Annotated in this window: 27 protein-coding genes; 10 read left to right on the top strand and 17 right to left on the bottom strand. The window is 63.9% G+C overall.

The genetic code is table 11. The features are described 5' to 3' along the window. Positions 1-46 precede the first annotated feature (46 nt). From IFT57_RS01485 to IFT57_RS01470, 4 genes are all read right to left on the bottom strand, one after another. Positions 47-190, bottom strand: coding sequence for a hypothetical protein (locus tag IFT57_RS01485; RefSeq protein ID WP_156463138.1), 144 nt, complete (start codon positions 188-190; stop codon positions 47-49). 169 nt (positions 191-359) lie between these two features. Further along, positions 360-1,298 carry a class I SAM-dependent methyltransferase gene (locus IFT57_RS01480; protein ID WP_192150095.1) on the bottom strand — a complete coding sequence of 313 codons (939 nt, stop codon included), beginning with the start codon at positions 1,296-1,298 and terminating at the stop codon, positions 360-362. 37 nt (positions 1,299-1,335) lie between these two features. Further along, entirely contained in the window at positions 1,336-2,223 is an 888-nt protein-coding gene (gene yghX, locus IFT57_RS01475; protein WP_192150093.1) for a YghX family hydrolase, read from the bottom strand. 82 nt (positions 2,224-2,305) lie between these two features. Next, positions 2,306-2,515, bottom strand: a complete 210-nt coding sequence (locus IFT57_RS01470; protein ID WP_192150091.1) for a DUF6434 domain-containing protein — start codon at positions 2,513-2,515, stop codon at positions 2,306-2,308. Positions 2,516-2,678: 163 nt separating this feature from the next. Here IFT57_RS01470 and IFT57_RS01465 point away from each other — a divergent pair, with 163 nt between their 5' ends. After that, the gene (locus IFT57_RS01465) at positions 2,679-3,335 is read left to right on the top strand and encodes an alpha/beta family hydrolase (RefSeq protein WP_244657230.1); all 657 of its coding nucleotides are present in this window, start codon (positions 2,679-2,681) and stop codon (positions 3,333-3,335) included. Between the two features lie 57 nt (positions 3,336-3,392). Here the strand turns inward: IFT57_RS01465 and IFT57_RS01460 are convergent, their stop codons facing one another. The 10 genes from IFT57_RS01460 to acnA form a co-directional block, all read right to left on the bottom strand. Then, on the bottom strand, positions 3,393-4,958 hold the full coding sequence (locus IFT57_RS01460; protein WP_122713002.1) for a methyl-accepting chemotaxis protein: 1,566 nt from the start codon (positions 4,956-4,958) through the stop codon (positions 3,393-3,395). Positions 4,959-5,107: 149 nt separating this feature from the next. Next, positions 5,108-5,986 carry a metal ABC transporter substrate-binding protein gene (locus IFT57_RS01455; RefSeq protein ID WP_122800523.1) on the bottom strand — a complete coding sequence of 293 codons (879 nt, stop codon included), beginning with the start codon at positions 5,984-5,986 and terminating at the stop codon, positions 5,108-5,110. Next, positions 5,987-6,886, bottom strand: coding sequence for a metal ABC transporter permease (locus tag IFT57_RS01450; protein WP_446731174.1), 900 nt, complete (start codon positions 6,884-6,886; stop codon positions 5,987-5,989). Continuing rightward, positions 6,886-7,635 carry a metal ABC transporter ATP-binding protein gene (locus IFT57_RS01445; protein ID WP_192150089.1) on the bottom strand — a complete coding sequence of 250 codons (750 nt, stop codon included), beginning with the start codon at positions 7,633-7,635 and terminating at the stop codon, positions 6,886-6,888. Before IFT57_RS01445 ends, IFT57_RS01450 begins: the two co-directional genes overlap by 1 nt. Further along, entirely contained in the window at positions 7,632-8,561 is a 930-nt protein-coding gene (locus tag IFT57_RS01440) for a metal ABC transporter substrate-binding protein (protein ID WP_192150087.1), read from the bottom strand. Before IFT57_RS01440 ends, IFT57_RS01445 begins: the two co-directional genes overlap by 4 nt. Positions 8,562-8,587: 26 nt before the next feature. Beyond that, complete coding sequence (locus IFT57_RS01435) at positions 8,588-9,151, bottom strand: DUF6162 family protein (protein WP_192150085.1); 564 nt, start codon at positions 9,149-9,151, stop codon at positions 8,588-8,590. Next, a complete protein-coding gene (locus tag IFT57_RS01430; RefSeq protein ID WP_122478856.1) occupies positions 9,148-9,483 on the bottom strand; it encodes a hypothetical protein in 336 nt (111 codons plus the stop codon). The genes IFT57_RS01435 and IFT57_RS01430 overlap by 4 nt, the downstream gene beginning before the upstream one ends. A 2-nt stretch (positions 9,484-9,485) precedes the next feature. Then, positions 9,486-10,019 (bottom strand): thiamine pyrophosphate-binding protein, encoded by a 534-nt coding sequence (locus IFT57_RS01425; RefSeq protein ID WP_122796895.1) that lies wholly within the window; start codon positions 10,017-10,019, stop codon positions 9,486-9,488. Beyond that, positions 10,016-11,230 (bottom strand): PepSY-associated TM helix domain-containing protein, encoded by a 1,215-nt coding sequence (locus IFT57_RS01420; protein WP_192150083.1) that lies wholly within the window; start codon positions 11,228-11,230, stop codon positions 10,016-10,018. The genes IFT57_RS01425 and IFT57_RS01420 overlap by 4 nt, the downstream gene beginning before the upstream one ends. 499 nt (positions 11,231-11,729) lie before the next feature. After that, a complete protein-coding gene (gene acnA / locus IFT57_RS01415; RefSeq protein WP_192150081.1) occupies positions 11,730-14,480 on the bottom strand; it encodes an aconitate hydratase AcnA in 2,751 nt (916 codons plus the stop codon). 138 nt (positions 14,481-14,618) lie between these two features. On the opposite strand from acnA, the gene rlmM reads away from it, so the two are divergent. From rlmM to IFT57_RS01370, 9 genes are all read left to right on the top strand, one after another. Beyond that, complete coding sequence (gene rlmM, locus IFT57_RS01410) at positions 14,619-15,683, top strand: 23S rRNA (cytidine(2498)-2'-O)-methyltransferase RlmM (protein ID WP_192150079.1); 1,065 nt, start codon at positions 14,619-14,621, stop codon at positions 15,681-15,683. A 111-nt stretch (positions 15,684-15,794) separates the two neighbouring features. Further along, positions 15,795-16,040: a sulfurtransferase TusA gene (gene tusA, locus IFT57_RS01405; protein WP_122712992.1), complete on the top strand. Its 246-nt coding sequence runs from the start codon at positions 15,795-15,797 to the stop codon at positions 16,038-16,040. A gap of 87 nt (positions 16,041-16,127) precedes the next feature. Next, positions 16,128-16,733 carry a tRNA isopentenyl-2-thiomethyl-A-37 hydroxylase MiaE gene (gene miaE, locus IFT57_RS01400; protein WP_446730806.1) on the top strand — a complete coding sequence of 202 codons (606 nt, stop codon included), beginning with the start codon at positions 16,128-16,130 and terminating at the stop codon, positions 16,731-16,733. Positions 16,734-16,861: 128 nt separating this feature from the next. Then, positions 16,862-17,230, top strand: coding sequence for a MerR family transcriptional regulator (locus tag IFT57_RS01395; RefSeq protein WP_122796887.1), 369 nt, complete (start codon positions 16,862-16,864; stop codon positions 17,228-17,230). A gap of 108 nt (positions 17,231-17,338) precedes the next feature. Next, positions 17,339-18,517, top strand: coding sequence for an isovaleryl-CoA dehydrogenase (locus IFT57_RS01390; protein ID WP_342030331.1), 1,179 nt, complete (start codon positions 17,339-17,341; stop codon positions 18,515-18,517). A 53-nt stretch (positions 18,518-18,570) separates the two neighbouring features. After that, a complete protein-coding gene (locus IFT57_RS01385; RefSeq protein WP_192150075.1) occupies positions 18,571-20,178 on the top strand; it encodes a carboxyl transferase domain-containing protein in 1,608 nt (535 codons plus the stop codon). A 33-nt stretch (positions 20,179-20,211) separates the two neighbouring features. Continuing rightward, positions 20,212-21,012: an enoyl-CoA hydratase-related protein gene (locus IFT57_RS01380; RefSeq protein WP_192150073.1), complete on the top strand. Its 801-nt coding sequence runs from the start codon at positions 20,212-20,214 to the stop codon at positions 21,010-21,012. After that, positions 21,009-22,943, top strand: a complete 1,935-nt coding sequence (locus tag IFT57_RS01375) for an acetyl/propionyl/methylcrotonyl-CoA carboxylase subunit alpha (RefSeq protein ID WP_192150071.1) — start codon at positions 21,009-21,011, stop codon at positions 22,941-22,943. The genes IFT57_RS01380 and IFT57_RS01375 overlap by 4 nt, the downstream gene beginning before the upstream one ends. Further along, positions 22,933-23,841: a hydroxymethylglutaryl-CoA lyase gene (locus IFT57_RS01370; RefSeq protein ID WP_192150069.1), complete on the top strand. Its 909-nt coding sequence runs from the start codon at positions 22,933-22,935 to the stop codon at positions 23,839-23,841. The genes IFT57_RS01375 and IFT57_RS01370 overlap by 11 nt, the downstream gene beginning before the upstream one ends. Before the next feature lie 54 nt (positions 23,842-23,895). Here IFT57_RS01370 and IFT57_RS01365 read toward each other — a convergent pair whose 3' ends face one another. From IFT57_RS01365 to IFT57_RS01355, 3 genes are all read right to left on the bottom strand, one after another. After that, complete coding sequence (locus IFT57_RS01365) at positions 23,896-24,240, bottom strand: YggL family protein (RefSeq protein WP_192047467.1); 345 nt, start codon at positions 24,238-24,240, stop codon at positions 23,896-23,898. Positions 24,241-24,329: 89 nt separating this feature from the next. Next, positions 24,330-24,659 carry an Hpt domain-containing protein gene (locus IFT57_RS01360; RefSeq protein ID WP_192150067.1) on the bottom strand — a complete coding sequence of 110 codons (330 nt, stop codon included), beginning with the start codon at positions 24,657-24,659 and terminating at the stop codon, positions 24,330-24,332. An 8-nt stretch (positions 24,660-24,667) separates the two neighbouring features. After that, positions 24,668-25,294, bottom strand: a complete 627-nt coding sequence (locus IFT57_RS01355) for a response regulator transcription factor (RefSeq protein ID WP_122712982.1) — start codon at positions 25,292-25,294, stop codon at positions 24,668-24,670. Between the last annotated feature and the right edge of the window lie 147 nt (positions 25,295-25,441).

Genomic DNA, 25,441 nt, shown 5'->3' with positions numbered 1-25,441 from the left:
CCATGAAAAAGCCCCGCCATGGCGGGGCTGCTCACAACCAGCAGGCTCATCGAGTCAACCTGGCATTCAGGATCGCGTCGCGCACCAACGGACGGCAGGCTTCGACGAAAGCGATCAACTGACTGGCCGGGATCGAGCCCAACGCACTGACAGGGGTATGGCGGATGGTGTTATATTCCTGCGCTGACATGGCGGATACCTCTCAAGGGTTTCATTCGATGTGTCACCCGAGCCGCCGGGACTCTCACCTCCCGGTGGCTCTCCTTTACTTTGTTCGCCCGCGGCGTGAAATTGTTCAATCTTTAAGATGGCCAGTCGCCGTACGGTATGTTAGGGCCTGCGCCTGTACGATTCGCTGATCACTCCCGCGCGAATACCATTGCCTTGAGGCCGCTGGCCGGATCTATATCGGCAAACTCCGCTGGGTTGTCCAGGCGCCGCTGCAGGCGCAGCGTCGGTGCCTCGCGGCGCAGCTCGTCGACGAGAAATTCAGGGCCCAGCGCGGGGTCGTTCATGCACGCCAGCACCACGCCCGATTCGCTGAGCAGTTCCGGCAGGCGGCGCAGTACCCGCTGGTAATCCTTGGTCAGCATAAAGCTGCCTTTCTGGAACGACGGTGGGTCGACGATCACCATGTCGTACGGACCGTCCTTGCCGACCCGGCCCCAGGACTTGAACAGATCGTGGCCCAGAAAGCTGACCTTGCCCAGGTCGTGGCCATTGAGGTGATGGTTCTCGCGTCCTCGGGTGAGGGCGGCGCGAGACATGTCGAGGTTGACCACATGGGCCGCGCCGCCAGCGATGGCAGCCACCGAGAACCCGCAGGTGTAGGCAAAAAGGTTGAGCACACGTCGACCCTGGGCGTTTTCGCGTACCCAGTCGCGACCGTGGCGCATGTCGAGAAACAAGCCGTTGTTCTGTTTACGTCCCAGGTCGATGCGGTACTGCAGGCCGTTCTCGACCAGGATCACCTGCTCTTGCGCAGCGCCGATCAGCCAGTTCACGTCGCTGCCGGGTAGATAGCGGTGCTGCAGCGCCAGACCGCGCGCACCGCTGGCTGCCCAGGCTGGCTGCTGCGCGAGGCCGGCAAGCAGCTGTTGCAAGCCTGCCAGATGTTCGGCAAGCGGCTCCTTGAACAACGACACCAGCACGATGCCCTGCAGCCAGTCCACGGTCAGTTGCTCCAGCCCCGGCCAGCGCCGACCGCGGCCGTGAAACAACCGACGGGTTTCAACCGGCGGCCGAGCGAGGGCTTGAAGCAGGTGTTGGTGCAAGGTGGCGAGGGCGTCGGCGTTCATGGCAAGGATCACGGCTGCAAAGGGCCGGCATTCTACGTCAGCTCAGGTATTTTTCGAACCAGCCCAGCGTGCGTTCCCAGGCCAGGTCGGCTGCGGCCTTGTCATAGCGCGGGGTCGAATCGTTGTGGAAACCATGGTTGGCGCCGGGATAGATGTACGCCTCGTAGGTTTTGCCTGCCGCCTTGAGCGCGGCCTCGTACGCGGGCCAACCTTCGTTGATGCGCGTGTCCAGTTCGCCGAAATGCAGCAGCAGCGGCGCCTTGATCTTCGCTACATCCTTGGCGTCGGCTTGACGGCCATAGAACGGCACCGCGCACGCCAGCTCGGGATAGGCCACCGCCGCCGCATTGGACACACCGCCGCCATAGCAGAAGCCGGTCATGCCGACCTTGCCGGACACACCTTCATGCGCCATCAGCCAAGGGATCGCGGCGAAGAAGTCATTCATCAATTTGGTCGGGTCGACCTTCTCCTGCAGCGCCCGGCCCTTGTCGTCGTTGCCTGGATAGCCGCCGACCGAGGTCAGGCCATCCGGGGCCAGGGCCATGTAGCCAGCCTTGGCGACCCGCCGTGCGACGTCTTCGATATAGGGGTTGAGCCCGCGGTTCTCATGCACCACCACCACGCCTGGCACCTTGCCGGTGGCCTGCGCAGGCCGCACCAGATAGCCGCGCACCTGGCCATGGCCGTTGGGCGAGGGATAGGTGATGTATTCGGCCACGATCTGCGGATCGGTGAATTCCACCTGCTGGGCCAATGCATAGTTCGGGCTCAGACTGGCCAGCAACGCGCCTGCGGTCAGTCCTCCGAAGGTGAACAGCGCCGCGCGGTCGAGGAACTCGCGGCGGTTGATCTTGCCATGGGCATAAAAGTCGTACAGTTCCAGTAACTCTGGGGAAAAATCCTTGGCACTGAGACGATCCATCGGGCACTCCTATAGGAAGACACCAAGCGGTGAGGGTTGCACTCATTAAAGCAGCGTTTCGCACCCTGGCCACCGCTTTGCGTCAGCGCCGATGCATCAGGTTCCAGTGGTCCGCGACCTGACCCATGGTCTTGGCTTGGCCACTTTTGAGCCAGGCCATGAAAGGACGGTCGAAATGAAAGTTGGGGCCGCACGCCTCGGTCAGGAAACGCCGCACGTTCTGGGTGTTGCGGTAGCCTCTGTCCAGCGGGGTGTAACGGGTGATGGGCGCACTGTGCCAGTCGAAGTTCATGAATCGCTATCCTTCGCGAAAAGATCAAAGAGTATGTGGAGGTTAGAGCCGTACCTGCAGGCTGGCGCAGTGTACGCCATCACGCACCGGGCACTTTTCCTGTGCCGCGTTTTGCCTCAGAGTCTGTAACTCGCCAATAGTGCCAAATGTCGACGGAAGGATGATGAGCGAAGATCAGTGGACCCAACGCATGCAAGACAACGGCTGGCTGTGGAACCCGGCCCAGACCGGCGCGCAGGCGCCGTGCCTGATCCTCGCGCACGGAGCCGGCGCGCCGATGGATAGTGCCTTCATGAACAGCATGGCCGAGCGCCTGGCCGCTGGCGGTGTCAGCGTGGTGCGCTTCGAGTTTCCCTACATGGCCCAGCGCCGCAGCGGCGGTAGCAAGCGTCCGCCCAGTCCGCAGGCAAGCCTGCTGGAAAGCTGGCGACAGGCCTATGCCCTGGTGCGACCGCTGGTGACGGGCACCTTGGCAGTGGGGGGTAAATCCATGGGCGGACGGATGGCCAGCCTGCTGGCGGACGAATTGGGCGCCGATGCGCTGGTGTGCCTGGGGTATCCCTTCTACGCGGCCGGCAAGCCGGAAAAACCGCGAGTCGAACACCTGGCCGACCTGCGCACACCGACCCTGATCATCCAAGGCGAGCGCGATGCGCTGGGCAACTGCGAGACAGTGGCAGGCTATGAGTTGTCGGAGGAAATCGAGCTGTACTGGCTCAGCGCCGCCGACCATGACCTCAAACCCTTGAAGTCCTCCGGGTTCAGCCACGACCAGCATCTGCAGACCGCGGCTGACCGGATCGTGGCTTTCCTGTCCTGACACGCCTGGCCGACAGGCGGCCAGCCATGCAGGCTTGGCCGCCAGGGCGAGGGTCGCTCAGCGGTTGAAGCGCTCCACCAGCGAGTACTGGCTGTTGGCGGTCTTGGTCAACTCTTCACTGAGCAGTGCCGAGTTCTGCGCCTGTTCGCTGGTTTCATCGGCCAGGTGCGAGATGGTGGTGATGTTGCGGCTGATCTCCTCGGCCACTGCACTTTGCTCTTCGGTGGCTGCGGCGATCTGGGTGGTCATGTCGGTGATGTTGGCGACCGCCTCGCTGATGCCGATCAACGCTTTGTCGGCTTCCAGCACGCGAGCCACGCCTTCCTCGGCCTGACGGTGGCCGGCATCCATGGTCTGCACGGCATTGTTGGCGGTCTGCTGCAGCTTGGCGATGAGCCCGTGGATCTGCCCGGTCGACTCGCTGGTGCGTTGCGCCAGTTGGCGCACTTCATCGGCGACCACGGCGAAGCCGCGGCCCATTTCGCCGGCGCGTGCCGCTTCGATGGCCGCGTTGAGCGCCAGCAGGTTGGTCTGGTCGGCGATGCCTTTGATCACATCCACCACGCCGCCGATCTCGTCGCTGTCCTTGGCCAGCTGAGTCACGGTCTGCCCGGTTTCCCCGACGACCACCGACAAGCGCTGGATCGCCTCGCGGGTTTCGCCGGCGATGTCGCGACCGCGGCTGGTCAGGCGGTTGGCCTCCTGGGTGGCGTCGGCAGTGCGCTGCACATGGCTGGCCACTTCCTGGGTAGTGGCCGCCATCTGGTTCACCGCAGCAGCCACCTGTTCGGTTTCCAGGCGCTGACGGTCCAGGCCCTGGGAGCTCTGGTGCGCGAGGGCATCGGATTGCCGGGCTTGACCGGTCAGGTGCTCGGCGGTGTCCTGCAAACGGGTCAGGCAGGTCTTCAAGCGCGCTTCCTGGCTCAGAATGGCCATTTCCAGGCGCGCCTGGGCGCCCCGGCTGTCGGTGTACATCTGCGCGATGAGCGGATCCGAGGTGGTCTGGTCCGCCAGCTTGAGCAGCCGCTTGATACCGCGCTGCTGCCAGCTCAGGCCCATCAGGCCCAGTGGCAGCGACAGCCCGGCGGCCAGGGCGAAACCCCAGGAGGTATCCAGCCAGGTGCCGATCATGAAGCCGACCTGACTGACCAGAATGAACGGCAGCCAGTTCTGCAGCACCGGCATCCAGCGATCGCGGCCGGGTACTGCGGATCTGCCGTTGTTCAAGCGTTCGTAAAGCGACTGGGCACGGCGGATCTGCTCGGCCGTCGGCTTGATCCGTACCGATTCGTAACCCACCACCTGCTTGTTTTCAAGCACCGGGGTGACGTAGGCGTTGACCCAGTAGTAGTCGCCGTTCTCGCAACGGTTCTTGATGATGCCCATCCACGGCAGGCCCTGACGCAACGTCGCCCACATGTGCTCGAACACCGCCGAAGGTACTTCCGGGTGGCGCACGGTGTTGTGCGGCGCGCGAATCAGCTGCTCGCGGGTGAACCCGCTGATCTCCACGAAAGCATCATTGCAGTAGGTGATCATTCCTTGGGTGTCGGTCGTAGAAATCAGGCGCTGCTGGGCAGGAAAAGTCCGTTCGCGCTGAGTGATAGGCTGATTGTTACGCATGAGTGTCCATTCATTCCGTGGGGCTTTGACAGGTTCTCGGCCAGGTCGGGAAAAGATTGAATCGGATATCGGCGAAGGGAGGGGGAGGGGCTTGGAAAGTGATTGCCGAGCAGGCCCGGAAACCGCAGCCTGCTTACGGCAGGGAAGGATCAAAGGGCCTGGATGACGGCGCTCATGTGAGCCTGCAGGTCGGCGATCGGGTCGTCGCTTTCCTCGGCCAGCACCAGCAGCTTGCTGCCTGCGGCAGTGATCACCGCCTTGACCGCTTCGGGCGGTTGGCGATGGTCGATGACCAGGGCTACGTCGTTGTCCTTGAGCGTCATGCTCAGGCTTTCCAGCTGCGCGGTGTCCCATTGTTCGTCGTTGAGCACCTGGGTGGCCACCGTGTCCAAATTGAGACCGGCTGCAAGGTAGGCGAAGCGATCACTGAGGCTGACCACGCTGACATTGTCCGCCTTTGCCAGGCGCGCCTCGCTGTCGGCGCTGAGCTTGAGCAGTTGCTGTTTGAGCGCGGCCAGGTTGGCGTCGATCCGTGGTTTGGCGGTGGGGGCCAGGCGTACCAGGTCGGCAGCCATGACATCGGCCATGCGCCCCATGTTGTTGCTCGACAGCCACGGCTGACTGTTCAGTCCGCCCACGCCCGGCTGTACCGCGATACCAGGCAGCACCCCGTCGACCGGGCGCGCCGCGTCGATCTCGACGATGCGAATGTTGCTGCGGCGCGCCAGCGGGTACAGGGAATCGTCCGGCCATAGCGAACGCAGCCCGATCACCGCATCGGCGGAGCCGGCCAGTCCGGCCAGGGCTTGTGCGCCGCGGCCGGTGAAATAGGCATTCTGCCGGGAGCCGGGCAGGTTGGCAGCGGCCGCGCGTTGCAGTTGCACGCCGCTGTCCTTGAGCAGCAGTTGGCCCAGGCCGTAGGTGATCGGCAGGCTGGCGAGGACTTTCACCGGCTCCGCCGCCTGGATCGCAGGGGCGAGCGCCGCACACAGGGCCAGGGCCGCTGTCAGTTTGCGCAGAGTAGGCATTTATCCGATGTTCCCTTTGAGGCTGGGCAAGGTGCCGCGGACGATGGCGGCGAGAGCGAAGGCGATGCCTGCGACCAAGATGATGGCGGCCCCGGAAGGCACCGGCAGATCGAAGAGGATCGGCAACAGGATTCCGCACAGGGTGCTCACCGTGGCAATGATCACCGAGATCCAGAAGAAGCCCTTGAGCGACTGGCTCAGCAGCCGTGCCGCCGCTGCCGGAATCACCAGCAGCGCACCGACCAGGATCGCGCCGATGACCTTCACCGCTGCCACGGTGATCAGCGTCACCAGAATCACGAACAGGTAGTCCAGTGCTTTCACCGCCACCCCGCGCACGGCGGCCAGCTGCGGATTGAAGCTGGCCAGCATGATGCGGTTGTACAGCGGCAGGCTCAGGCTCAGAACCAGGGTACCGACCACTGCCAGTACCAGCAGATCGTTGCCGTTCACGGTCAGCACGGAGCCGAACAGCACGTTCTCGAGGATGTGCACGTTGATCTTGCCGGCCAGGGTCAACAGCAGGCTGGCACCCAGGGCCAGCGAAACCGACAGAAACACGCCGATCAGCGTGTCCGGCGCCAGGCCGGTGCGATTGCGTAGGTAATTGAGTACGATGCCGAACAACAGGCAGTAGCCGAACAGGCTGCCATAGGGGCCGGTGTAGGGTTCGCCGAGCAAAATGCCGATGGCCACGCCGGTCAGCGCGGCATGCCCCACCGCTTCGGAAAAGAACGCAAAGCGCTTGACCACCACCAGCGTTCCCAGCCCACCCAGTACCGGACCGATCAGCAGCCCGGCGATCAAGGCGTTGACCACGAAACCGTAGGCCAGTGCAGCAGGCAGATAGCCGTCCGAGGCAAAGCCCTGGATGGCCAGGCGGAACTGTTCGTAGTCCATCAGGCGAGGCCTCCGGCGCGTGGATGGGTGGAGAACAGCGTCAACAGCCGGTCTGGCGTCAGTGCATCGGCTGGCTTGGCGTCGAACAGCACGCGTCGATTGAGCCCGGTGACGTGGTCGGCCAGACGCTTGACCGCTTCCAGGTCGTGCTCGATCCACATGACGGTAATGCCAGCCTGCTGCCAGTCCAGCAACAGCCGCTCGAACACCTGGATGCCGGCTTCGTCCAGCGCCGACATGGGCTCGTCGAGGATCAACAGCTGCGGCGCCGGGATCAAGCCCTGCGCCAACAGCACGCGCTGGCGTTCGCCGCCCGACAACGCGCCCATGCGCCGCTTGCGCTTGTCCTGCATGCCGACGCGCTCCAGCGCATCGCCAATGGCCCCGGCATAGCGTTTCGACAGGCCGAGAAAGGCGGGCCGACGCTGGCACATGGCAGCCATGAAATCGTCTACCGTCATCGGCAGGCCGCGGTCGAATTCCAGTGCCTGCGGTACGTAGCCGATCACTCCGGCACTGCCCGGCCATTCCAGGCTCAGCTGGCCATGGTGAGGCATCTGCCCCAGCAGGGTCTTGATCAACGAGCTCTTGCCACCGCCATTGGGCCCGACCAGCGCGTGCACGCTGCCGCTGGCCACGCGAAAGGAGACCTGATCGAGAATCAGCGTGCGGCCCAGCACCAGGCCCACCTCGGCAAATTCGATGGCAGGCCCGCAGCGGGCCAGCGCGAGCGGTTCGGCCGCCGTCATGCGCCGGCCTCCTGGATGGCGCGGACCACGGTGTCGAGGTTGCCGCCCATTTCCTTCTCGTACTTGTCGGCGCTGTACTCGCCGTAGGAGATGTGCGAGAGGGGGTACATCTTCACCCCCGACTCGCGCTGGATGGTTTCCACATAGGTCGAAGGGAAATCCATTTCCGAGAAGATCACCTTGACGTCCAGTTCACGCAACTGGTCGATGGTCTTCTTCAGCTGGCTGGGGCTGGGCTCGATGCCGTGCGCCGGCTCGACCACGGCGGTCACTTCCAGGCCGAACTCGCGCAGCAGGTAGTCATAGGCTGCGTGCACAGTGGCCACCCGCAGCTCGGCGTTGGGCGCCTGGGTCAGCTTGGCCAGGGCGTCGGCGCGCAGCGTGCGCAGGCGCTTGCCGTAGGCCCGGGCATTGGCGGTGTAGAACTTGGCGTTGTCCGGGTCGAGCTTGCCCAGCTCGCGGGCAATGTTGTTGACTTGGGCGATAGAGGCGCTGATGGACAGGAACGTGTGCGGATTGACCACTTTGCCGGCGCCACGCGCCATCGTGCCAGTGGCTGCCAGCAGCGGCACGTCGGCATTGGCCTCGATCACGTGGATATCGGGTTTCTCGCTGGCTTCGATCATGCGGTCGGCAAAGTCGTCGTGGCCAACGCCGTTGAGCACGATCACGTCCAGGCTGCCGATGCGTTTGATGTCGTCGGCGCGGGGCTCGTAGGCATGGGGGTTGAACCCGGCCGGGATCAACGGCACCACTTCGGCCTTGTCGCCGACGATGTTCGCCACATAGCTGTAGTAGGGGTGCAAGGTGATACCGATACGCAACGGCTTGCCGTCGGCGGCCCAGGCGGTGCTGGTGAGCAGGGTGCCCAGCACGGCAACGGACAGGAGTCGCAGCAACGGACGGCGGGCGATAGATCTGGGCATGAAGAATCCTGGTGAAGAGGGCGTATTCAATGGCGATGCTGGCGGGTGACACCGGTGTCGAACTGGGCGATGACCTGTTGCCAGCCGGTATCGGCAAGCGACTTGTCATCCAGCTGCGCCGGCGCACTGGCGGAGGGTGCGCGGTTGAGCCAGACATCGGCGTCCGGGCCGTTCACGCGCAGCAGGAACGAGCCCGCTACCTCGGGCGCCCGGCTCAGGCCGAGGTAGGCACCCTGGACCATCTGCCAGGCATGGCTGCCGCGGCTGACCGAGCTGGCGTCCTGGGCGAAGGGTGGGAAGCCCTCGTCGGCCAGTTGCGCCGGCGTGACCGGATCGGACTGTTCCTCGGCCAGCAGGCGGACCTCGTCGAGGGTCACTCGCAGATCGGCGTAGATGCCCTGTTCGGCGGCGCTCAGGTCGCGCCTGGCATCGAGCTGATGGGACGGTACCGCGACGGCTTCGTGGCTGACCCCGTGCCAGGACACGACGCCGGCCGCTGCCAGCAGGATGAACAGGCACAGCAGGCCGACGTACAGGGTTTCATGGCCTGCTCCGGCAGGGCGCACGATGTGCGTGACGGGCGTGCTCATGGTGCCTCGATGTCGGCTTGGTCGATCTCGACCACATGGCCCGGGCCGGCATCGAACAGCACGTAGAATTCGGCATCCGGACGCTTGAAGGTCACGGTCGAATCGCTGCCCAGCTTGCCGGGTACCAGGATGCTTTCGTCATAGCCGACCACGTCCAGGGTCACCCCCGGCGCGCCGCTGCCATCGGAGAATCCGCCGGTGCAGCGGATCTGCTGATCGTCGATCTGCTTGCATTCGCACATCGGGTTGTGCGCCAGGGCCACGCCGCTGCAGGCGGCAGCGAGCAGCCCGAGTGCCAGGGCGGGCCAGCGGATGAATGAAACGCGGGTCATGGTCAGGTTCCTTGACGGTTCAGCCAGGCCACCGTAGCGGGTGAGGCCTGGCTCAATGGAATGGAGGTCTGGTGCATCGAGCCGTCCCAGCCTTCCATGGTGATCCACAGCTGAGCATCGGCTTCGGTTTTGGCCGGCACCGGCAACCCGGCGAACATGCGGTAGCCACTGCCGAAGAAGATCACCCCCGCAGCCCTCAGGCTGCGGGGCTTGCCGATGCGCAGGTAGGTAGCCTTGACCTGATCGACGCAGGCCTTGCACAGGGCGGCGGTGAAGTATTTGATGTCCTGGCCGCTTTCGGCGGTCGGGCCTTCGATGCGACGTTCGGCCAGGGTCAGGCTCCAGGGCCCGACGGCGATGTCGCCTACCGTGCGCTCGCCCAGGCCGCTGTCGCCGCGATCCATGGCGTTCTCGGCGAAATAGTGCGGCATGAAGCTCAGCGGGATGAACACCAGCAGCACGTTGATGTGGAACCGCCACTTGCGCCAGAAACGCGACAGGGGCGAAGGCGAGGGGGCACTGAGGACTCGGCTCACAGGCTGCGCTCCGCGGTCTTGTGGGCAATCGGGTGCAGGCTGCCGGTGGGCGTCTGCGCGGTTTCGTGGCGGGCGCCGCGCTTGAACGCTTGGGCAGTGGCCAGGGCGGTGCGCTTGCTCCAGATCATCAGGCCGCTGAGCACCATCATGCTCAGCAGCAGACCGAAGAAGGCCCATATCAGCTTGATCCACAGCCCGCCGAAGTCACCGGTGTGCAGAGGGCGCATGGACTCAGTGACGAATTCCAGTGCATTGCGGTCGCCCAGCAGGTGCGAGCTGATCAACTGCCCGGTGTAGGGGTTGATACTGGCGGTCTGGAACATCAGCGGGTACCAGCTGCGGCCACCCACCTCCATCGGGCTGTAGGCGTTGAGCGGCAGCGACACGTAGCTGGCATCGAGGCCCGGCACCTGTTGCTTGACCACGGCGATCGCCTGTTCTACCGGGATCATCGGTGCCGGCGTGCCGTCGGCCACCAGTGGTACGTCGGCCCGGGCGATCACCGAGGTGACCGGCGAATAGCTGGAGATACTGATCTGGTTGTCGTAGAGGATGGCGCGAATCAGGAACCACACGCCGGTGATGGCGATGACGGCGATGAACCAGATCGACCAGACACCGCTGAGGCGGTGGAAGTCGCCCCAGAACACCCGTGCACCCTGGTTCAGGCGCAAGGTCGGCTTGAGAAAGCCTTTCCAGAACTTCTTGTAGACCACCAGGCCGGTGATCAAGGACACCAGCAGCGGCAGGCCGAGGAACGATACCAGGTACCAGCCCCACGAGAAGCCGTTGGTGAACGGCACCAGCCACCAGCCGTGCAGGGCGCGGGTGAAGGCCGGGAAGTCGAACGCCGGGCTGACCCCTTGCAGCACGCCGGTATAGGGGTTCACATAGACCGTGGGCGAGCGGCCGTCCGGGTAGGTGACACTGGCATTGACGGCGAAGTAGTCGCCATCGGGGTGAATGAGGTTGCTGACCCGCAATTCGGGATGATCGCGTTCGATGGCGGTCACCAACTGGTCGTAGTTCAACGGCTGGGCGTCGTCGGACGGTTTGTTGGCGCGCATTTCCGGGTTGATCAGCCACATGATCTCGGTGCTCACCACGGCCAGGGTGCCGGTCACACACACGATCAGCACGAAAAACCAGATCGGCAGGGCCAACCAGCTGTGCACCAGGAACCAGATTTTCGAGCGGGATTTCTTGGACATGGGAAAACGTTCTCGATTCACGAAGCCGGTCGCCTGACGAGCAGGTTCCGGATCCAGTGAACAGGTGGCCACGGATTTGGATGGCGGCTATTGCACTGGATAAACAAGAATGAGAACAAGAACCAAATGAGTTTCAGACGCAGTTATTTGAAACCGAATGTTTCGAAAAGCGCTGCAGGCCGCGAAGTGATTGATACCCGTCCATCAATGGTGACCGCGGACCATACACCGCGACATATCAGATCCTCCGCGGTGACTCTTTCGCGGCCGCTGACCGCTCCTACAGACATGCAGTCCCTCCGTAGGAGCGGTCCGCGGCCGCGAACCAGACGTCGCGGCTTGTCAGATCCTTCGCAGTGACTCTTTCGCGGCCGCTGACCGCTCCCACAGGTATGCAGTCCCTCCGTAGGAGCGGTCCGCGGCCGCGAACCAGACGCCGCGGCTTGTCAGATCCTTCGCGGTGACTCTTTCGCGGCCGCTGACCGCTCCTACAGATGGCTTATACCACCGGGTTGCCGATCAACTGACGCAATACATAGTGGAGGATACCGCCGGAACGGAAATACTCCACTTCGTTGAGGGTGTCGATCCGGCACAGCAGTTCGACGGTTTCCTGCTGGCCGTCCTCACGGCGGATGTGCAGGTCCAGGCGCATGTGCGGCTGCAAGCGGGTACCACTCAAACCGACGATGTCCAGCGTCTCGCGCCCGGTCAGGGCAAGGCTCTTGCGGCTCTGGCCGTTGGTGAACTGCAATGGCAGTACGCCCATGCCGACCAGATTGGAGCGGTGAATGCGTTCGAAGCTCTCGGCCACCACGGCTTTGACGCCCAGTAGATTGGTACCCTTGGCAGCCCAGTCGCGGCTCGAGCCGGTGCCGTACTCCTGGCCGGCGATCACCACCAACGGCGTTCCGGCCTGCTGGTAGCGCATGGCCGCATCGTAGATCGGCAGTTTCTCGCCCGTAGGAATGAACAGAGTGTTGCCGCCTTCTTCACCCCCAAGCATTTCGTTGCGGATACGGATGTTGGCGAAGGTCCCGCGCATCATCACTTCATGGTTGCCCCGGCGCGATCCATAGGAGTTGAAATCACGCGGTTCCACGCCCTTGTCGCGCAGGTAACGCCCCGCGGGACTGTCGGCCTTGATGTTGCCCGCAGGGGAGATGTGGTCGGTGGTGACCGAATCACCCAGCAAGGCCAGAATGCTTGCGCCCTGCACGTCGGCGATGACTGGCGCGGGGCCGGCGATGTCCTCGAAGAAGGGTGGGTGCTGGATGTAGGTCGAATCGGCCTGCCATACATAGGTAGGCGCCTGCGGCACTTCGATTGCCTGCCATTGCGCATCGCCGGCGAACACCTCGGCGTACTCCTTGTGGAACATGGCCGTGTCGACCTTGGCCACCGCGTCGGCGATCTCCTGCTGAGTCGGCCAGATGTCGCGAAGATAGACCGGCTGGCCATCACTGCCGGTGCCCAGGGGTTCACTGCTGATGTCGGTACGCACACTGCCGGCCAGGGCGTAGGCGACCACCAGCGGCGGTGAGGCCAACCAGTTGGTCTTCACCAGCGGGTGTACCCGGCCCTCGAAGTTGCGATTGCCCGAGAGCACCGAAGCCACGGTCAGGTCCGCGCTCTGGATGGCCTGCTCGATAGGCTCGTCCAGCGGCCCCGAGTTGCCGATGCAGGTGGTGCAGCCATAACCGACCAGGGCGAAGCCCAGCGTGTCCAGGTACTGGGTCAGGCCCGCGGCCCGATAGTAGTCGGTGACGACCTTGGAACCGGGGGCCAGCGAAGTCTTGACCCATGGCTTGGTGGTCAGGCCTTTCTCGACCGCCTTCTTCGCCACGAGTCCGGCGGCCATCATCACGCTGGGGTTGGAGGTATTGGTGCACGAGGTGATGGCCGCAATGACCACCGCGCCATGCTGCAGATTATGCGTCTTGCCGCGCCAGGTATACGGCGTACCTTCGGTCTGGTCGGCGTTGCCCACCGCCACGCCACCGCCGCCCTCGCTTTCCAGGCGGCCTTCTTCCTTGCTGGTCGGCTTGAGCTGCAGGCCGATGAAATCGTCGAACGCCGCGCTGACCTTGGGCAGTGCCACGCGATCCTGCGGGCGCTTCGGCCCGGCCAGGCTGGCCTCGACCTCACCCATGTCCAGCCCGAGGGTATCGCTGAAGACCGGCTCCTGACCGGGCAGACGCCACATGCCCTGCGCCTTGCAATAGGCCTCCACCAGTTGCACGGTGGCTTCCGGCCGTCCGGACAGGCGCAGGTAACCCAGGGTCACGTCGTCCACCGGGAAGAAACCACAGGTGGCGCCGTATTCTGGCGCCATGTTGGCAATGGTCGCGCGGTCGGCCAGGGGCAGATCGGCCAGGCCATCACCGTAGAATTCGACGAACTTGCCCACGACGCCTTTCTTGCGCAGCATCTGCGTCACGGTCAGCACCAGGTCGGTGGCCGTGATGCCTTCCTTTAGCTTGCCGGTGAGCTTGAAGCCGATCACCTCGGGAATCAGCATCGACACCGGCTGGCCAAGCATGGCGGCTTCCGCTTCGATACCACCGACGCCCCAGCCCAATACCCCCAGGCCGTTGATCATGGTGGTGTGGGAGTCGGTACCGACCAGGGTGTCAGGGAAGGCGTAGGTGCGGCCGTCCTCTTCCTTGGTCCACACGGTGCGGCCCAGGTATTCGAGATTGACCTGGTGGCAGATGCCGGTGCCTGGCGGGACTACGCTGAAGTTGTCGAACGCGCTCTGACCCCAGCGCAGGAACGCATAGCGCTCGCCATTGCGCTCCATTTCGATGTCGACGTTTTCCTCGAACGCCTGCCCGGTGGCATAGCGGTCGACCATCACCGAATGGTCGATCACCAGGTCGACCGGCGACAGCGGATTGATTCGCTGCGGGTCACCGCCGGCCTTGGCCACGGCGGCGCGCATGGCGGCCAGATCGACCACCGCGGGTACCCCGGTGAAATCCTGCATCAGTACCCGTGCAGGGCGGTATTGAATTTCGCGATCGGAACGGCGCTCCTGCAGCCAATCGGCCAGGGCCTGCAGATCGGCGCCGGTCACGGTCTTGCCGTCTTCCCAGCGCAGCAGGTTTTCCAGCAGGACCTTGAGCGACATCGGCAGTTTCTGCAGATCGCCCAGACTGTTGGCGGCATCGGGCAGGCTGAAGTAGTGATAGGACGTGCCACCGACGTCGAGCGTCTTGAGGCTTTTCAGGCTATCGAGGGAGGACATGGATCAGCTCCTTTTCAGGCCCGCACGGCACGGGCTGGATAAACAGGTTCTTTCAGTCAGGGACTTCCAGTGCATGCTCAGGGTTCCGATTTCCTTTATCATGCGCCGATTTGAGCCCCCGGCGGTGAAAGTCCCTTTATGAATACGCTGTTTATGCATTGCCGCCCCGGCTTCGAAGGCGAGGTCTGCTCGGAGATCGCCGAACACGCCGCACGGCTGGGGGTTGCCGGGTATGCCAAGGCGAAGCCGCTGACCGCCTGTGCCGAATTCATCTGCCATGAACCGGGCGGTCCGGCGCGGCTGATGCGCGAGTTGCGCTTTAGTGACTTGATATTTCCGCGGCAGTGGGCAAGGGGCGATTTCGTGCAGTTGCCAGAAACCGACCGCATCAGCGTGCTGCTCGACCACCTGGCAGCCTACCCAGTGTGCGGCAGCCTGTGGCTGGAAGTGCTCGACACCAACGATGGCAAGGAGCTGTCGAATTTCTGCAAGAAGTTCGAGGCGCCGCTGCGCAAGGCTTTGCTCGGTGCTGGCAGATTGGTGGAAGACCCCAACCTGCCGCGCCTGTTGCTGACGTTCAAGAGTGGTCGCGAAGTCTTCCTGGGTGTGGCCGACGCGGGTAATTTCGCCATGTGGCCCATGGGCATTCCGCGGCTCAAGTTCCCCCGCGAAGCGCCCAGCCGCTCGACCCTGAAACTCGAAGAGGCATGGCATCACTTCATTCCCCGCGAGCAATGGGACGAACGCCTGCACGGCGACATGACCGGTGTCGACCTGGGCGCCGCACCCGGTGGCTGGACCTACCAACTGGTACGCCGCGGTATGTTGGTCACTGCCATCGACAATGGGCCGATGGCGCAGAGCCTGATGGACACCGGACTGGTCACCCATCTGATGGCCGACGGTTTCACCTATCGGCCCAAGCAGACGGTGGACTGGATGGTCTGCGACATCGTCGAGAAGCCGGCGCGCAACGCCGCCTTGCTGGAAACCTGGCTGGGCGAGAACCTCTGCCGCGAAGCGGTGGTCAATCTGAAGCTGCCGATGAAGCAGCGTTATGCCGAAGTGCGGCGTTTGCTCGAACGCATCGAGGACGGTTTCAAGACGCGCGGCATCAAGGTGCAGATTGGCTGCAAGCAGCTCTACCATGACCGCGAGGAAGTCACCTGCCACCTGCGTCGACTAGACGGTGGCCGGCGCTGACCGATCCGAGCGCTGCGGCCTGAGGTCGCACGCTGCGCTTGAACCGCGTGCCGGCGCTACACTATTGGTTTCGAACGTGCGCCTGAATGCCCGCTTGACCTGGAGCTTTTCATGACCCAAACCTTGCCTGCCGACCGTACTCTGGATGCCACTGGCCTGAGCTGTCCGGAACCGGTAATGATGCTGCACCAGCATGTGCGCGACCTGCCTGCAGGCGGCCTGCTGAAAGTCATTGCCACCGACCCCTCGACCCGTCGCGACATCCCCAAGTTCTGCGTATTCCTGGGCCATGAGCTGGTTCAGCAGGACGAGGAGGGCGGTACGTACCGCTACTGGATCCGCAAGAAAAGCGACTGATCGCCTCGCACCGCCTGTCGTTCGGCGCACATACCCAGTTGCAGGCGAGCTGGGTATAATCGCCCCCTTTTTTCCAGGTGCCTGGCCATGTTGTCTGAAATTCATGCCTTTCTCGGCTGCCCCACGCCCGATGCCTGGGTCCAGGCCGCGCTGGCCGACCAGCAGACCTTGCTGATCGACCACAAGAACTGCGAATTCAAGGCAGCCTCCACGGCCCTGAGCCTGATCGCCAAGTACTGCACCCATGCCGACCTGATCAACATGATGTCGCGCCTGGCGCGCGAAGAGCTGGTGCATCACGAGCAGGTCCTGCGTCTGATGAAGCGCCGCGGAGTCGAGTTGCAGCCGCTGTCGGCGAGCCGTTATGCCTCGTCGCTGCGCAAGCAGGTGCGCAACCACGAGCCTGTCAAGCTGGTCGACACCCTGGTGGTTGGCGCCTTCATCGAAGCACGCAGCTGCGAGCGTTTCGCGGCGCTGGTGCCGCATCTGGACGAAGAGCTGGGCACCTTCTACAACGGCCTGCTCATGAGCGAAGCGCGGCATTATCAGGGCTACCTGAAACTGGCCCATCAATACGGCGATGCCGCCGATATCGCCCGTACCGTCGACAAGGTCCGTGTAGCTGAAGCCGAACTGATCGAAAGTCCCGATCCCGAATTTCGCTTCCACAGCGGTGTGCCTGCCTTCGCCTGACCGCTGCCGATGACGCGTTCGCTGGAGCGCGTCTTGAGACTTCCCACCCCTCGATAGCCCAGCCGCGTGTATTGACAGGCCTCTCGCTGACGTTTACGTTAACGTAAAGCATGAGGAAGTCGATTGACGTGAGCCCAACCTATAGCATCTCCGATATAGCGCAGTTGTTGGACGTAACGCCCAGGACCCTGCGCTTCTATGAAGAACAGGGCATGGTGACGCCCACGCGCCGTGGCCAGGAACGGATCTATGCGCCCCGCGATCTGGTGGCGATGAAGCTGATCCTGCGCGGCAAGCGCATCGGTTTCTCGCTGGCCGAATGCAAAGAGCTCATCGACATGTACGACCCGTCGGGTAACCGCAAGCAACTCGACCGGTTTCTGGAGAAGATCACCGAGCGCCGGGCGCAACTACAGCAGCAGATGCTGGACATCGAACAGATGCAGGTCGAGCTAGACACCGCTGAAGAGCGCTGCCGCGCCGCACTGCAGAGTTGACCGGAGCACGCGCTTGCGGCGCACCGTGCACTCTGTAACGCTTCCTGCAAGATCATTGTGCTCAACAGCTTTCTCCCCAAAAAAAATAACAAGTGGGTGGCGAACATGATTTCAGTACCGGGACTGGATTTCTTCCTTGGCGAAGACATCGACATGCTGCGCGATTCGGTCGCGGCTTTCGTGGCGCGTGAAATCACACCGCGTGCCGCCGAGGCCGATCGCAGCGACCAGTTTCCCGCCGACCTGTGGCGCAAGTTCGGCAACATGGGCCTGCTGGGTCTGACCGTGGCCGAAGAGTGGGGCGGAACGGGCATGGGCTACCTGGCGCACATGGTCGCCATGGAGGAGATCTCGCGCGGCTCGGGGGCCATCGGCTTGTCCTACGCCGCCCATTCCAATCTGTGCGTCAACCAGATCAACCGCAACGGCAACGCCGAACAGAAGGCCCGCTACCTGCCGAAGCTGATCAGCGGCGAACACATCGGTGCGCTCGCCATGAGCGAGCCGAACGCAGGTTCAGACGTCGTCTCCATGCGCCTGCGCGCCGACCTCAAAGGCGACCGCTACGTGCTCAATGGCACCAAGATGTGGATCACCAACGGCCCGGATTGCGACGTGCTGGTGGTCTACGCCAAGACCGACATGGCGGCTGGCGCCAAGGGCATCACTGCGTTCATCCTCGAAAAAGGCGCGCCCGGCTTCAGCGTCGCACAGAAACTCGACAAGCTGGGCATGCGCGGCTCGCACACCGGCGAGCTGGTGTTCCAGGACGTCGAAGTGCCGGTGGACAACGTGCTGGGCCAGCCGGGGCAGGGGGTCGGTGTGCTGATGAGCGGCCTGGACTACGAGCGCGCCGTGCTCAGCGGCGGCCCGCTGGGGCTGATGCAGGCGGCCATGGACCTGGTGCTGCCGTACATCCACGACCGTCAGCAGTTCGGCCAGAGCATCGGCGAGTTCCAGCTCATCCAGGGCAAGCTGGCCGACATGTACACCACTCAGCAGGCCTGTCGCGCGTACCTCTACGCCGTGGGCCGGCACCTCGATGCACTGGGCCAGGCACCCGTGCGCCAGGTGCGCAAGGACTGCGCCGGGGTCATTCTGTATGCCGCCGAGAAAGCCACTTGGCTGGCCGGTGAAGCGATCCAGATCCTCGGCGGCAATGGCTACATCAACGAATTTCCCGCCGGGCGGCTGTGGCGTGACGCCAAGCTGTACGAGATCGGCGCAGGCACCAGCGAGATCCGTCGCATGTTGATCGGCCGCGAGTTGTTCGAGCAGACCCGCTGAGCCCGCAACCGCTGACGCCTCCCTCTGGTGTCGTATTCGCACAGGAAATGCCCATGGCCATTCTGCACACCCAGATCAACACCCGCTCCGCCGAGTTCACCGCCAATCGTGAAGCGATGCTGCGGCAGCTCGACACGCTGCAGCAATGCGCGGCGCAGATTCACCAGGGCGGCGGTGAAGCGGCGCAGGCGCGGCATGTCGCGCGCGGCAAGCTGCTGCCGCGGCAGCGTATCGACGTGCTGCTCGATCCGGGCTCGGCCTTCCTCGAAGTGGGCCTGCTGGCCGCCCACGAGGTGTACCCCGAACAGGTCGCCGCTGCCGGTTTGATCACCGGTATCGGACGGGTGTCCGGCGTGGAATGCATGATCATCGCCAACGATGCCACGGTCAAAGGCGGTAGCTATTACCCGCTGACCGTGAAGAAGCATCTGCGCGCCCAGGAAATTGCCCAGCACAACCACCTGCCCTGCTTGTATCTGGTCGACTCCGGGGGCGCCAACCTGCCACGTCAGGACGAAGTGTTTCCAGACCGCGAGCACTTCGGGCGGATCTTCTTCAACCAGGCCAACATGAGCGCCCAGGGCATTGCCCAGATCGCTGTGGTGCTGGGCTCGTGCACGGCCGGCGGCGCCTATGTGCCGGCCATGAGTGACGAGACCATCATGGTTCGCGATCAGGCGACCATCTTTCTGGCCGGCCCGCCCCTGGTCAAGGCCGCCACCGGCGAGGTGGTCAGCGCGCAGGCCCTCGGTGGTGCCGACCTGCATTGCCGGCAGTCGGGGGTAGCGGACCACTACGCCGAAAACGACCAGCACGCACTGGCGATAGCCCGGCGCTGCGTCGCCCATCTGAACGGACGCAAGCAGGACTGGCTGGCCTGTATCGAACCACGGCCGCCCCGCCATGCCGCAGACGAGATCTACGGCCTGGTCCCCACTGACCCCAAGCAGCCCCTGCCGATCCACGAGATCATCGCGCGCATCGTCGACGACTCGGCCTTCGACGAGTTCAAGGCACTGTTCGGGTCGACCCTGATCTGTGGTTTCGCCCATATCCATGGCTACCCGGTGGCGATCCTGGCGAACAACGGCGTGCTGTTCGCCGAAGCCGCGCAGAAGGGCGCGCACTTCATCGAGCTGGCGTGCCAGCGGGGAATCCCCCTGGTGTTCCTGCAGAACATCACCGGCTTCATGGTCGGCCAGAAATACGAGGCCGGCGGTATCGCCAAGCACGGCGCCAAGCTGGTCACGGCGGTGGCCTGCGCCAAGGTGCCCAAGTTCACCGTGATCATCGGCGCCAGCTACGGCGCGGGCAATTACGGGATGTGCGGGCGCGCCTACGATCCGCGCTTCCTGTGGATGTGGCCGAACGCCAAGATCGGCGTGATGGGCGCCCAGCAAGCGGCTGGCGTGCTGGTCCAGGTCAAGCAGGAGCAGGCCCAGCGCCAGGGACAGGCGTTCAGCGACGAACAGGCCCGGCAACTGGCCGAGCCATTGGTAGCGCAGTACGAACAGCAGGCCCAGGCGTTCTATTCCTCGGCACGCCTGTGGGACGACGGCGTGATCGATCCGGCGCAAACCCGAACCGTGCTGGCGCTGGGTTTGTCGGCGGCGCTGAACGCACCGCTGGCCGAAACCCGCTTCGGCGTCTTCCGCATGTAGCCCATGCACTCATCAGGAATCGGGGATCAGGGTATGCACGAATTCTCCACGATACAGCTGCACATCAGCGCCGAACACGTGGCCAGCGTCTGGCTCGATCGACCGGACAAGAACAACGCATTCAATGCGCTCATGCTGGAGGAGCTGCGCCAGGCCTTCGACCACATCAGTCAGCGGCCAGGGTTGCGCTTCATGTTCCTGCGTGGCCATGGGCGACATTTCAGCGCCGGTGCCGATCTGGCCTGGATGCAGGCGAGCGCCCGTTTGAGCTACGCCGAAAATCTCGCTGAAGCCGAGCAATTGGGCCGCCTCATGGAGCAACTGCAGCAGTTGCCGCTGCCCACCGTGGCAGTGGTTCAAGGGGCTGCCTTCGCCGGGGCCATGGGCCTGATCAGTTGCTGCGACATGGCCATCGCCGCCGACGATGCGCTGTTCAGTCTCAGCGAGGTGCGCCTGGGCCTGGCCCCGGCGGTGATCAGTCCCTACGTGGTCCAGGCCATAGGCACGCGCGCCGCGCGTCGCTATGCGCTCAGCGCCGAGCGTTTCGATGCCGTGCGAGCCCGCGAACTGGGACTGCTTGACGAAGTGTATCCGCGCGCCGAACTCGAACACGCGGTGCAGGCGTGGCAACGGCGTCTGCTGGGCAACGGTCCCGACGCGATGCGCGCCTGCAAGGCGCTGCTGCTGGCCATCGGCGACGGCAAGGCGACGGCGCCACGCCAGGCCCAAGCGCAGGCCCTGATCGCTCGGCTGCGCACCAGCGCCGAGGGCCAGGAAGGCATGCAGGCGTTCTTCGACAAACGCGCGCCCGCCTGGGCGGAGGTGACCCCATGAAGCCCATTGCGCACACCGTGGCGACCCTGCTGATCGCCAACCGCGGCGAGATCGCTTGCCGCATCATCCGCACCGCCAGGGCCATGGGCATCCGCAGCGTGGCCATCTACAGCGACGCCGACGCCGATGCTCGCCACGTGCATGAGGCCGATCTGGCCATCCCCTTGGGTGGCAGCAAGCCCGCCGACAGCTACCTGCAGATCGACAAAGTGATTGCCGCAGCCTTGGCCTGTGGCGCCGATGCGGTCCATCCCGGCTACGGCTTCCTGTCGGAAAACGCCGCCTTCGCCCGCCGCCTGGCGCTCGAGGGCATCCTGTTCATCGGCCCGCCCGCCGAGGCGATCGAAGCCATGGGCAGCAAGTCGGCGGCCAAGGCCCTGATGGAACGGGCCGGAGTGCCGCTGGTGCCGGGCTACCACGGCCAGGCCCAGGACCTGTCGACCTTCGCTGATGCGGCGCAGCGCATCGGTTACCCGGTGCTGCTCAAGGCCGCTGCCGGCGGTGGCGGCAAGGGCATGAAGGTGGCCGAGTCCGCCGCCGAGCTTGCGCCTGCCCTGGACTCGGCGCGGCGAGAAGCCGTGGCAGCCTTTGGTGACGGACATATGTTGGTCGAGAAATACCTGGTGGCGCCCCGGCACGTCGAGATTCAGGTGTTTGCCGACGCACAGGGGCACTGTCTCTATCTGCACGAGCGGGACTGTTCCATCCAGCGACGGCATCAGAAAGTGCTGGAGGAAGCACCGGCACCGGGGCTCGATGCCGCCCTGCGCCAGGCCATGGGCGAAGCTGCCGTACGCGCAGCCCAGGCGATCGGCTATGTGGGCGCAGGTACGGTCGAGTTCCTGCTCGACGAGCAAGGCCGCTTCTATTTCATGGAGATGAATACCCGCCTGCAGGTCGAGCATCCGGTGACCGAAGCGATCACCGGGCTGGACCTGGTGGCCTGGCAGATTCGCGTCGCCCGCGGTGAAGCTCTGCCGCTGACTCAGGCGCAGGTTCCGCTGATCGGGCACGCCATCGAGGTGCGCCTGTATGCCGAGGACCCGGCAGGCGGTTTTCTGCCCGCCAGTGGGCAGTTGGCACTGTATCGGGAACCGCCAGCCGGCCTCGGTCGGCGGGTGGACAGCGCGGTGCGTGAAGGCGACGTGATTTCGGCCTTCTATGATCCGATGATCGCCAAGCTCATCGCCTGGGGCGAAACCCGTGAAGAGGCTCGGCTGCGCCTGCTGGCGATGCTCGCCGAAACGGCGGTCGGCGGGATCAAGAGCAACCTGGCCTTGCTGCAGCGCATTCTCGCCACGCCGGCTTTCGCCCAGGCTCGAATCGACACCGGTTTCATCGAGCGCCATGCCGAGGCGTTGCTGCCCACGCCCCCGGTGCTGACCGAAGCGTTCTGGCACAGCGCCGCGCGTGCCTATCTGCGCTCGGCCCCGCGTATGGCCTGTGAACAAGACCCGCATTCACCCTGGAGCGCTGCCACCGGATGGCGTCAACTGACGCCTGCGCAAGCCACGCTCGACCTGCGCTGTGGCGCCCACACGCAGTTGTGCACGGTGGCTTTGAGCAGCGCTGGCGCCGGCCCGGATGGAACGCGGCTGCTCGGCCGGCGCGGCGACGTCGTCTACCTGCAGTGGCAGGGCGACCCCTACGAGGTCGCGCTGGTCGACGCCCTGGCAACGGGCGCGACCGCCCATTCGCCCAATGACTCGCTCGCCGCGCCCATGAACGGCAGCATCGTCCGGCTGTTGGTCAGTACGGGCCAGCAGGTGGCGTTGGGCGATGGCTTGGTCGTACTGGAGGCGATGAAGATGGAGCACACCGTGCGTGCCAACCGGGCCGGGGTGATTCAGGCGCTGTGCTGCGAAGAGGGCGAGATGGTCACCGAAGGCACCGTGCTGATCGAGTTGGAGGAGGCCGAACATGCTGCCTGAATCGGTGCGAATCGTCGAGGTTGGCCCCCGTGACGGGTTGCAGAACGAGCCCGGCCGTGTGCCCGTCGAAGACAAGGTTGCGCTGGTCAACGCCCTGGTTGCAGCGGGCCTGCAGCATGTCGAGGTCGGCAGTTTCGTGTCGCCGCGCTGGGTGCCGCAGATGGCCGACAGCGCAGCGGTCTTTCGCGCCATCGAACGTTCGCCGGGGGTGACCTACGCGGCACTGACGCCGAACCTGCGAGGCTTCGAGGCTGCCATCGAAGCCGGGGCGTCGGAAGTTGCGGTGTTTGCCGCGGCGTCTGAATCCTTCTCCCAACGCAACATCAATTGCTCCATCGCGCAGAGCCTGCAGCGCTTCGAACCGGTGCTTGCGGCCGCTGCCCAGCGCGGCATCAAGGTGCGCGGTTACGTGTCATGCGTGCTGGGGTGTCCCTATGAAGGCGAGATCACTCCGGCGCAGGTACGCGACGTTGCCAGCGTCATGCTGCAGATGGGCTGCTACGAGATTTCCCTGGGCGATACCCTCGGCGTCGGTACGCCTGGGGCAGCGCGACGACTGATCGAGGTGGTTGCACAGCGCGTGCCCCGAGCGCACCTGGCCGGACACTTTCACGATACCCATGGCCAGGCCGTAGCGAACATCTACGCCTGCCTGTTGGAAGGCTTGCAGGTGTTCGACAGTTCCGTGGCGGGGCTGGGCGGTTGCCCCTACGCGCCGGGCGCCAGCGGCAACGTCGCTACCGAGGACGTCCTCTACCTGCTGCACGGGCTGGGCATCGCTACCGGCGTTGATCTGGCGCAAGTCGTGCGGGCAGGGCAGTCGATCATGTTTGCACTGGGCAGGCAGAGCGCATCGCGCGTAGCGCGGGCCCACGCCGGCGCAGCGGGACCCCGTTAGCGAATCGCGCCCACAAAAAAGGCCATCCGAGGGATGGCCTTTTTCAGCGGTACATCAAGCTGCCGAGTTGATCGGCTTCTCTGGGTACCAGGCGTCCAGCAACGGGCTGACTTCGACGCGGGTCAGTTCGCTGCGACCCTTGAGCCAGGCTTCGACGATAGCGCGCTGTTCTTCGGTGACCGAGCCACGGTTGGCCAGGCAAACCAGACCGAAGTCGTCGCCGCCAACGTAGTCGAGGCCATTGGCGTCCATTGCTTCGGTCAGGAACGAATCGAGGAATGCGTCGATCTGCTCGTCAGCCAAATCCTCCTTGAAGTCCAGGTTCAATTCGAAACCCAATTCCTGGAATTCGTCGACGCACAGTTTTTTGCGCAGACGACGGGAGCGGTTAGTGGCCATGAAACAATCCTCTTAGGTAATATCGCGGCGCAGTTTACCAGTTAAGCCAGGCGCCTGCCTGATTCAGTGACAAATGACTCGCCCCGCACCTACTCGTCCAGCCCTGCGAGGGTCTGCCGCAGCTGTGCCTGCAACCCCAGCAACGCCAGGTGCAGCGCCTCGCGTCCTGGCCGCAGATCGTCCAGCGGGTCGCTCGTTTCCAGTGCCAGGCACGCTTCATAGACGGCATGCGCCTGGACGATGCGAGCGGCGCCATTTATCTTGTGCGCCATCTCCACCACCCCCTGATGGTCGTCGTCGGGTATGGCGAGCAGTCGTTGGCCATCGTCCGTGCAGCTGTTCAGGACTTCCTCGAGCAGTCGCCGCGTGAGCACGCTGTTGCCGCCGGTCAAGGCGTCGAGTTGGTCGATCATGTTCATGCAGGCAGTCACACCAGCGCGTTGCGCTTGGCCATTTCGATAAGTTCCACCAACGAGTTCGCCTGAAGTTTCTGCATCAGGCGCTTCTTGTAGGTACTGACTGTCTTGTTGCTGAGAAACATGCCTGTGGCAATTTCCTTGTTGCTGCGGCCCTGGGCAAATAACTGCAAGACCATCAACTCTCGGTCGTTGATGGTCTTGAACAGTTCGAGTTCCTGAAGTTGGCCTTCATCCTCTCGTGAGGGGATCAACGCTTGGCTGGGAAAGTAGTTGTAACCGGAGAACACCGCGCGTACGGCACTGATCAACTCGCTCAGGGCTTCCTGCTTGCAGACGAAACCGGCGGCGCCCGACTGCATGCAGCGTATGGCGAACAGGGCCGGGGCCTGGGCGGTCAGTACCAGGATCTTGTAGGGGACATTCATGCCGTGGAAGCGGGCCAGTACTTCCAGCCCGTCGAGCTTGGGAATGCTGATATCGAGAATGAGCAGGTCAGGCTGACACTCGCGCACCATTTGCATGGCATCCACCCCGTTGTCGCTTTCGCCTACGACGCAATAGCCTTCGTTTTCCAGAAGCATTCTGACGGCGAGCCGAATGACAGGGTGATCATCGATGATGAATACATTACGCATGCAGCCTCTCCTGAACGATCCAGTAAAAGCGCGCACCTTAGCCCAGTTGCTTCGAAGGGCATACGAATGGACTCGGCAAAGAGTGAATCTAGGAAACTTCCTACAGATATAAACGTAACGGAATACAAAGATAGTTTGATTCCAAAG

Source organism: Pseudomonas sp. CFBP 13719 (assembly GCF_014842095.1).
Classification (GTDB): domain Bacteria; phylum Pseudomonadota; class Gammaproteobacteria; order Pseudomonadales; family Pseudomonadaceae; genus Aquipseudomonas.
This window is presented reverse-complemented; position numbering and strand designations above follow the sequence as displayed.

Excerpts from the sequence above, each read along its gene's own strand:
- IFT57_RS01355 (WP_122712982.1), bottom strand. The coding sequence starts at position 25,294 with ATGCGTAATGTATTCATCATCGATGATCACCCTGTCATTCGGCTCGCC.
- IFT57_RS01430 (WP_122478856.1), bottom strand. The coding sequence starts at position 9,483 with ATGACCCGCGTTTCATTCATCCGCTGGCCCGCCCTGGCACTCGGGCTG.
- miaE (WP_446730806.1), top strand. The coding sequence starts at position 16,128 with ATGTTGTCTGAAATTCATGCCTTTCTCGGCTGCCCCACGCCCGATGCC.
- IFT57_RS01465 (WP_244657230.1), top strand. The coding sequence starts at position 2,679 with ATGAGCGAAGATCAGTGGACCCAACGCATGCAAGACAACGGCTGGCTG.
- IFT57_RS01455 (WP_122800523.1), bottom strand. The coding sequence starts at position 5,986 with ATGCCTACTCTGCGCAAACTGACAGCGGCCCTGGCCCTGTGTGCGGCG.
- IFT57_RS01450 (WP_446731174.1), bottom strand. The coding sequence starts at position 6,886 with ATGGACTACGAACAGTTCCGCCTGGCCATCCAGGGCTTTGCCTCGGAC.
- IFT57_RS01365 (WP_192047467.1), bottom strand. The coding sequence starts at position 24,240 with ATGGCCACTAACCGCTCCCGTCGTCTGCGCAAAAAACTGTGCGTCGAC.
- IFT57_RS01380 (WP_192150073.1), top strand. The coding sequence starts at position 20,212 with ATGCACGAATTCTCCACGATACAGCTGCACATCAGCGCCGAACACGTG.
- IFT57_RS01445 (WP_192150089.1), bottom strand. The coding sequence starts at position 7,635 with ATGACGGCGGCCGAACCGCTCGCGCTGGCCCGCTGCGGGCCTGCCATC.
- IFT57_RS01435 (WP_192150085.1), bottom strand. The coding sequence starts at position 9,151 with ATGAGCACGCCCGTCACGCACATCGTGCGCCCTGCCGGAGCAGGCCAT.
- IFT57_RS01480 (WP_192150095.1), bottom strand. The coding sequence starts at position 1,298 with ATGAACGCCGACGCCCTCGCCACCTTGCACCAACACCTGCTTCAAGCC.
- rlmM (WP_192150079.1), top strand. The coding sequence starts at position 14,619 with ATGAATACGCTGTTTATGCATTGCCGCCCCGGCTTCGAAGGCGAGGTC.
- IFT57_RS01460 (WP_122713002.1), bottom strand. The coding sequence starts at position 4,958 with ATGCGTAACAATCAGCCTATCACTCAGCGCGAACGGACTTTTCCTGCC.
- yghX (WP_192150093.1), bottom strand. The coding sequence starts at position 2,223 with ATGGATCGTCTCAGTGCCAAGGATTTTTCCCCAGAGTTACTGGAACTG.
- acnA (WP_192150081.1), bottom strand. The coding sequence starts at position 14,480 with ATGTCCTCCCTCGATAGCCTGAAAAGCCTCAAGACGCTCGACGTCGGT.
- IFT57_RS01360 (WP_192150067.1), bottom strand. The coding sequence starts at position 24,659 with ATGAACATGATCGACCAACTCGACGCCTTGACCGGCGGCAACAGCGTG.
- IFT57_RS01440 (WP_192150087.1), bottom strand. The coding sequence starts at position 8,561 with ATGCCCAGATCTATCGCCCGCCGTCCGTTGCTGCGACTCCTGTCCGTT.
- IFT57_RS01375 (WP_192150071.1), top strand. The coding sequence starts at position 21,009 with ATGAAGCCCATTGCGCACACCGTGGCGACCCTGCTGATCGCCAACCGC.
- IFT57_RS01485 (WP_156463138.1), bottom strand. The coding sequence starts at position 190 with ATGTCAGCGCAGGAATATAACACCATCCGCCATACCCCTGTCAGTGCG.
- IFT57_RS01370 (WP_192150069.1), top strand. The coding sequence starts at position 22,933 with ATGCTGCCTGAATCGGTGCGAATCGTCGAGGTTGGCCCCCGTGACGGG.
- tusA (WP_122712992.1), top strand. The coding sequence starts at position 15,795 with ATGACCCAAACCTTGCCTGCCGACCGTACTCTGGATGCCACTGGCCTG.
- IFT57_RS01385 (WP_192150075.1), top strand. The coding sequence starts at position 18,571 with ATGGCCATTCTGCACACCCAGATCAACACCCGCTCCGCCGAGTTCACC.
- IFT57_RS01420 (WP_192150083.1), bottom strand. The coding sequence starts at position 11,230 with ATGTCCAAGAAATCCCGCTCGAAAATCTGGTTCCTGGTGCACAGCTGG.
- IFT57_RS01470 (WP_192150091.1), bottom strand. The coding sequence starts at position 2,515 with ATGAACTTCGACTGGCACAGTGCGCCCATCACCCGTTACACCCCGCTG.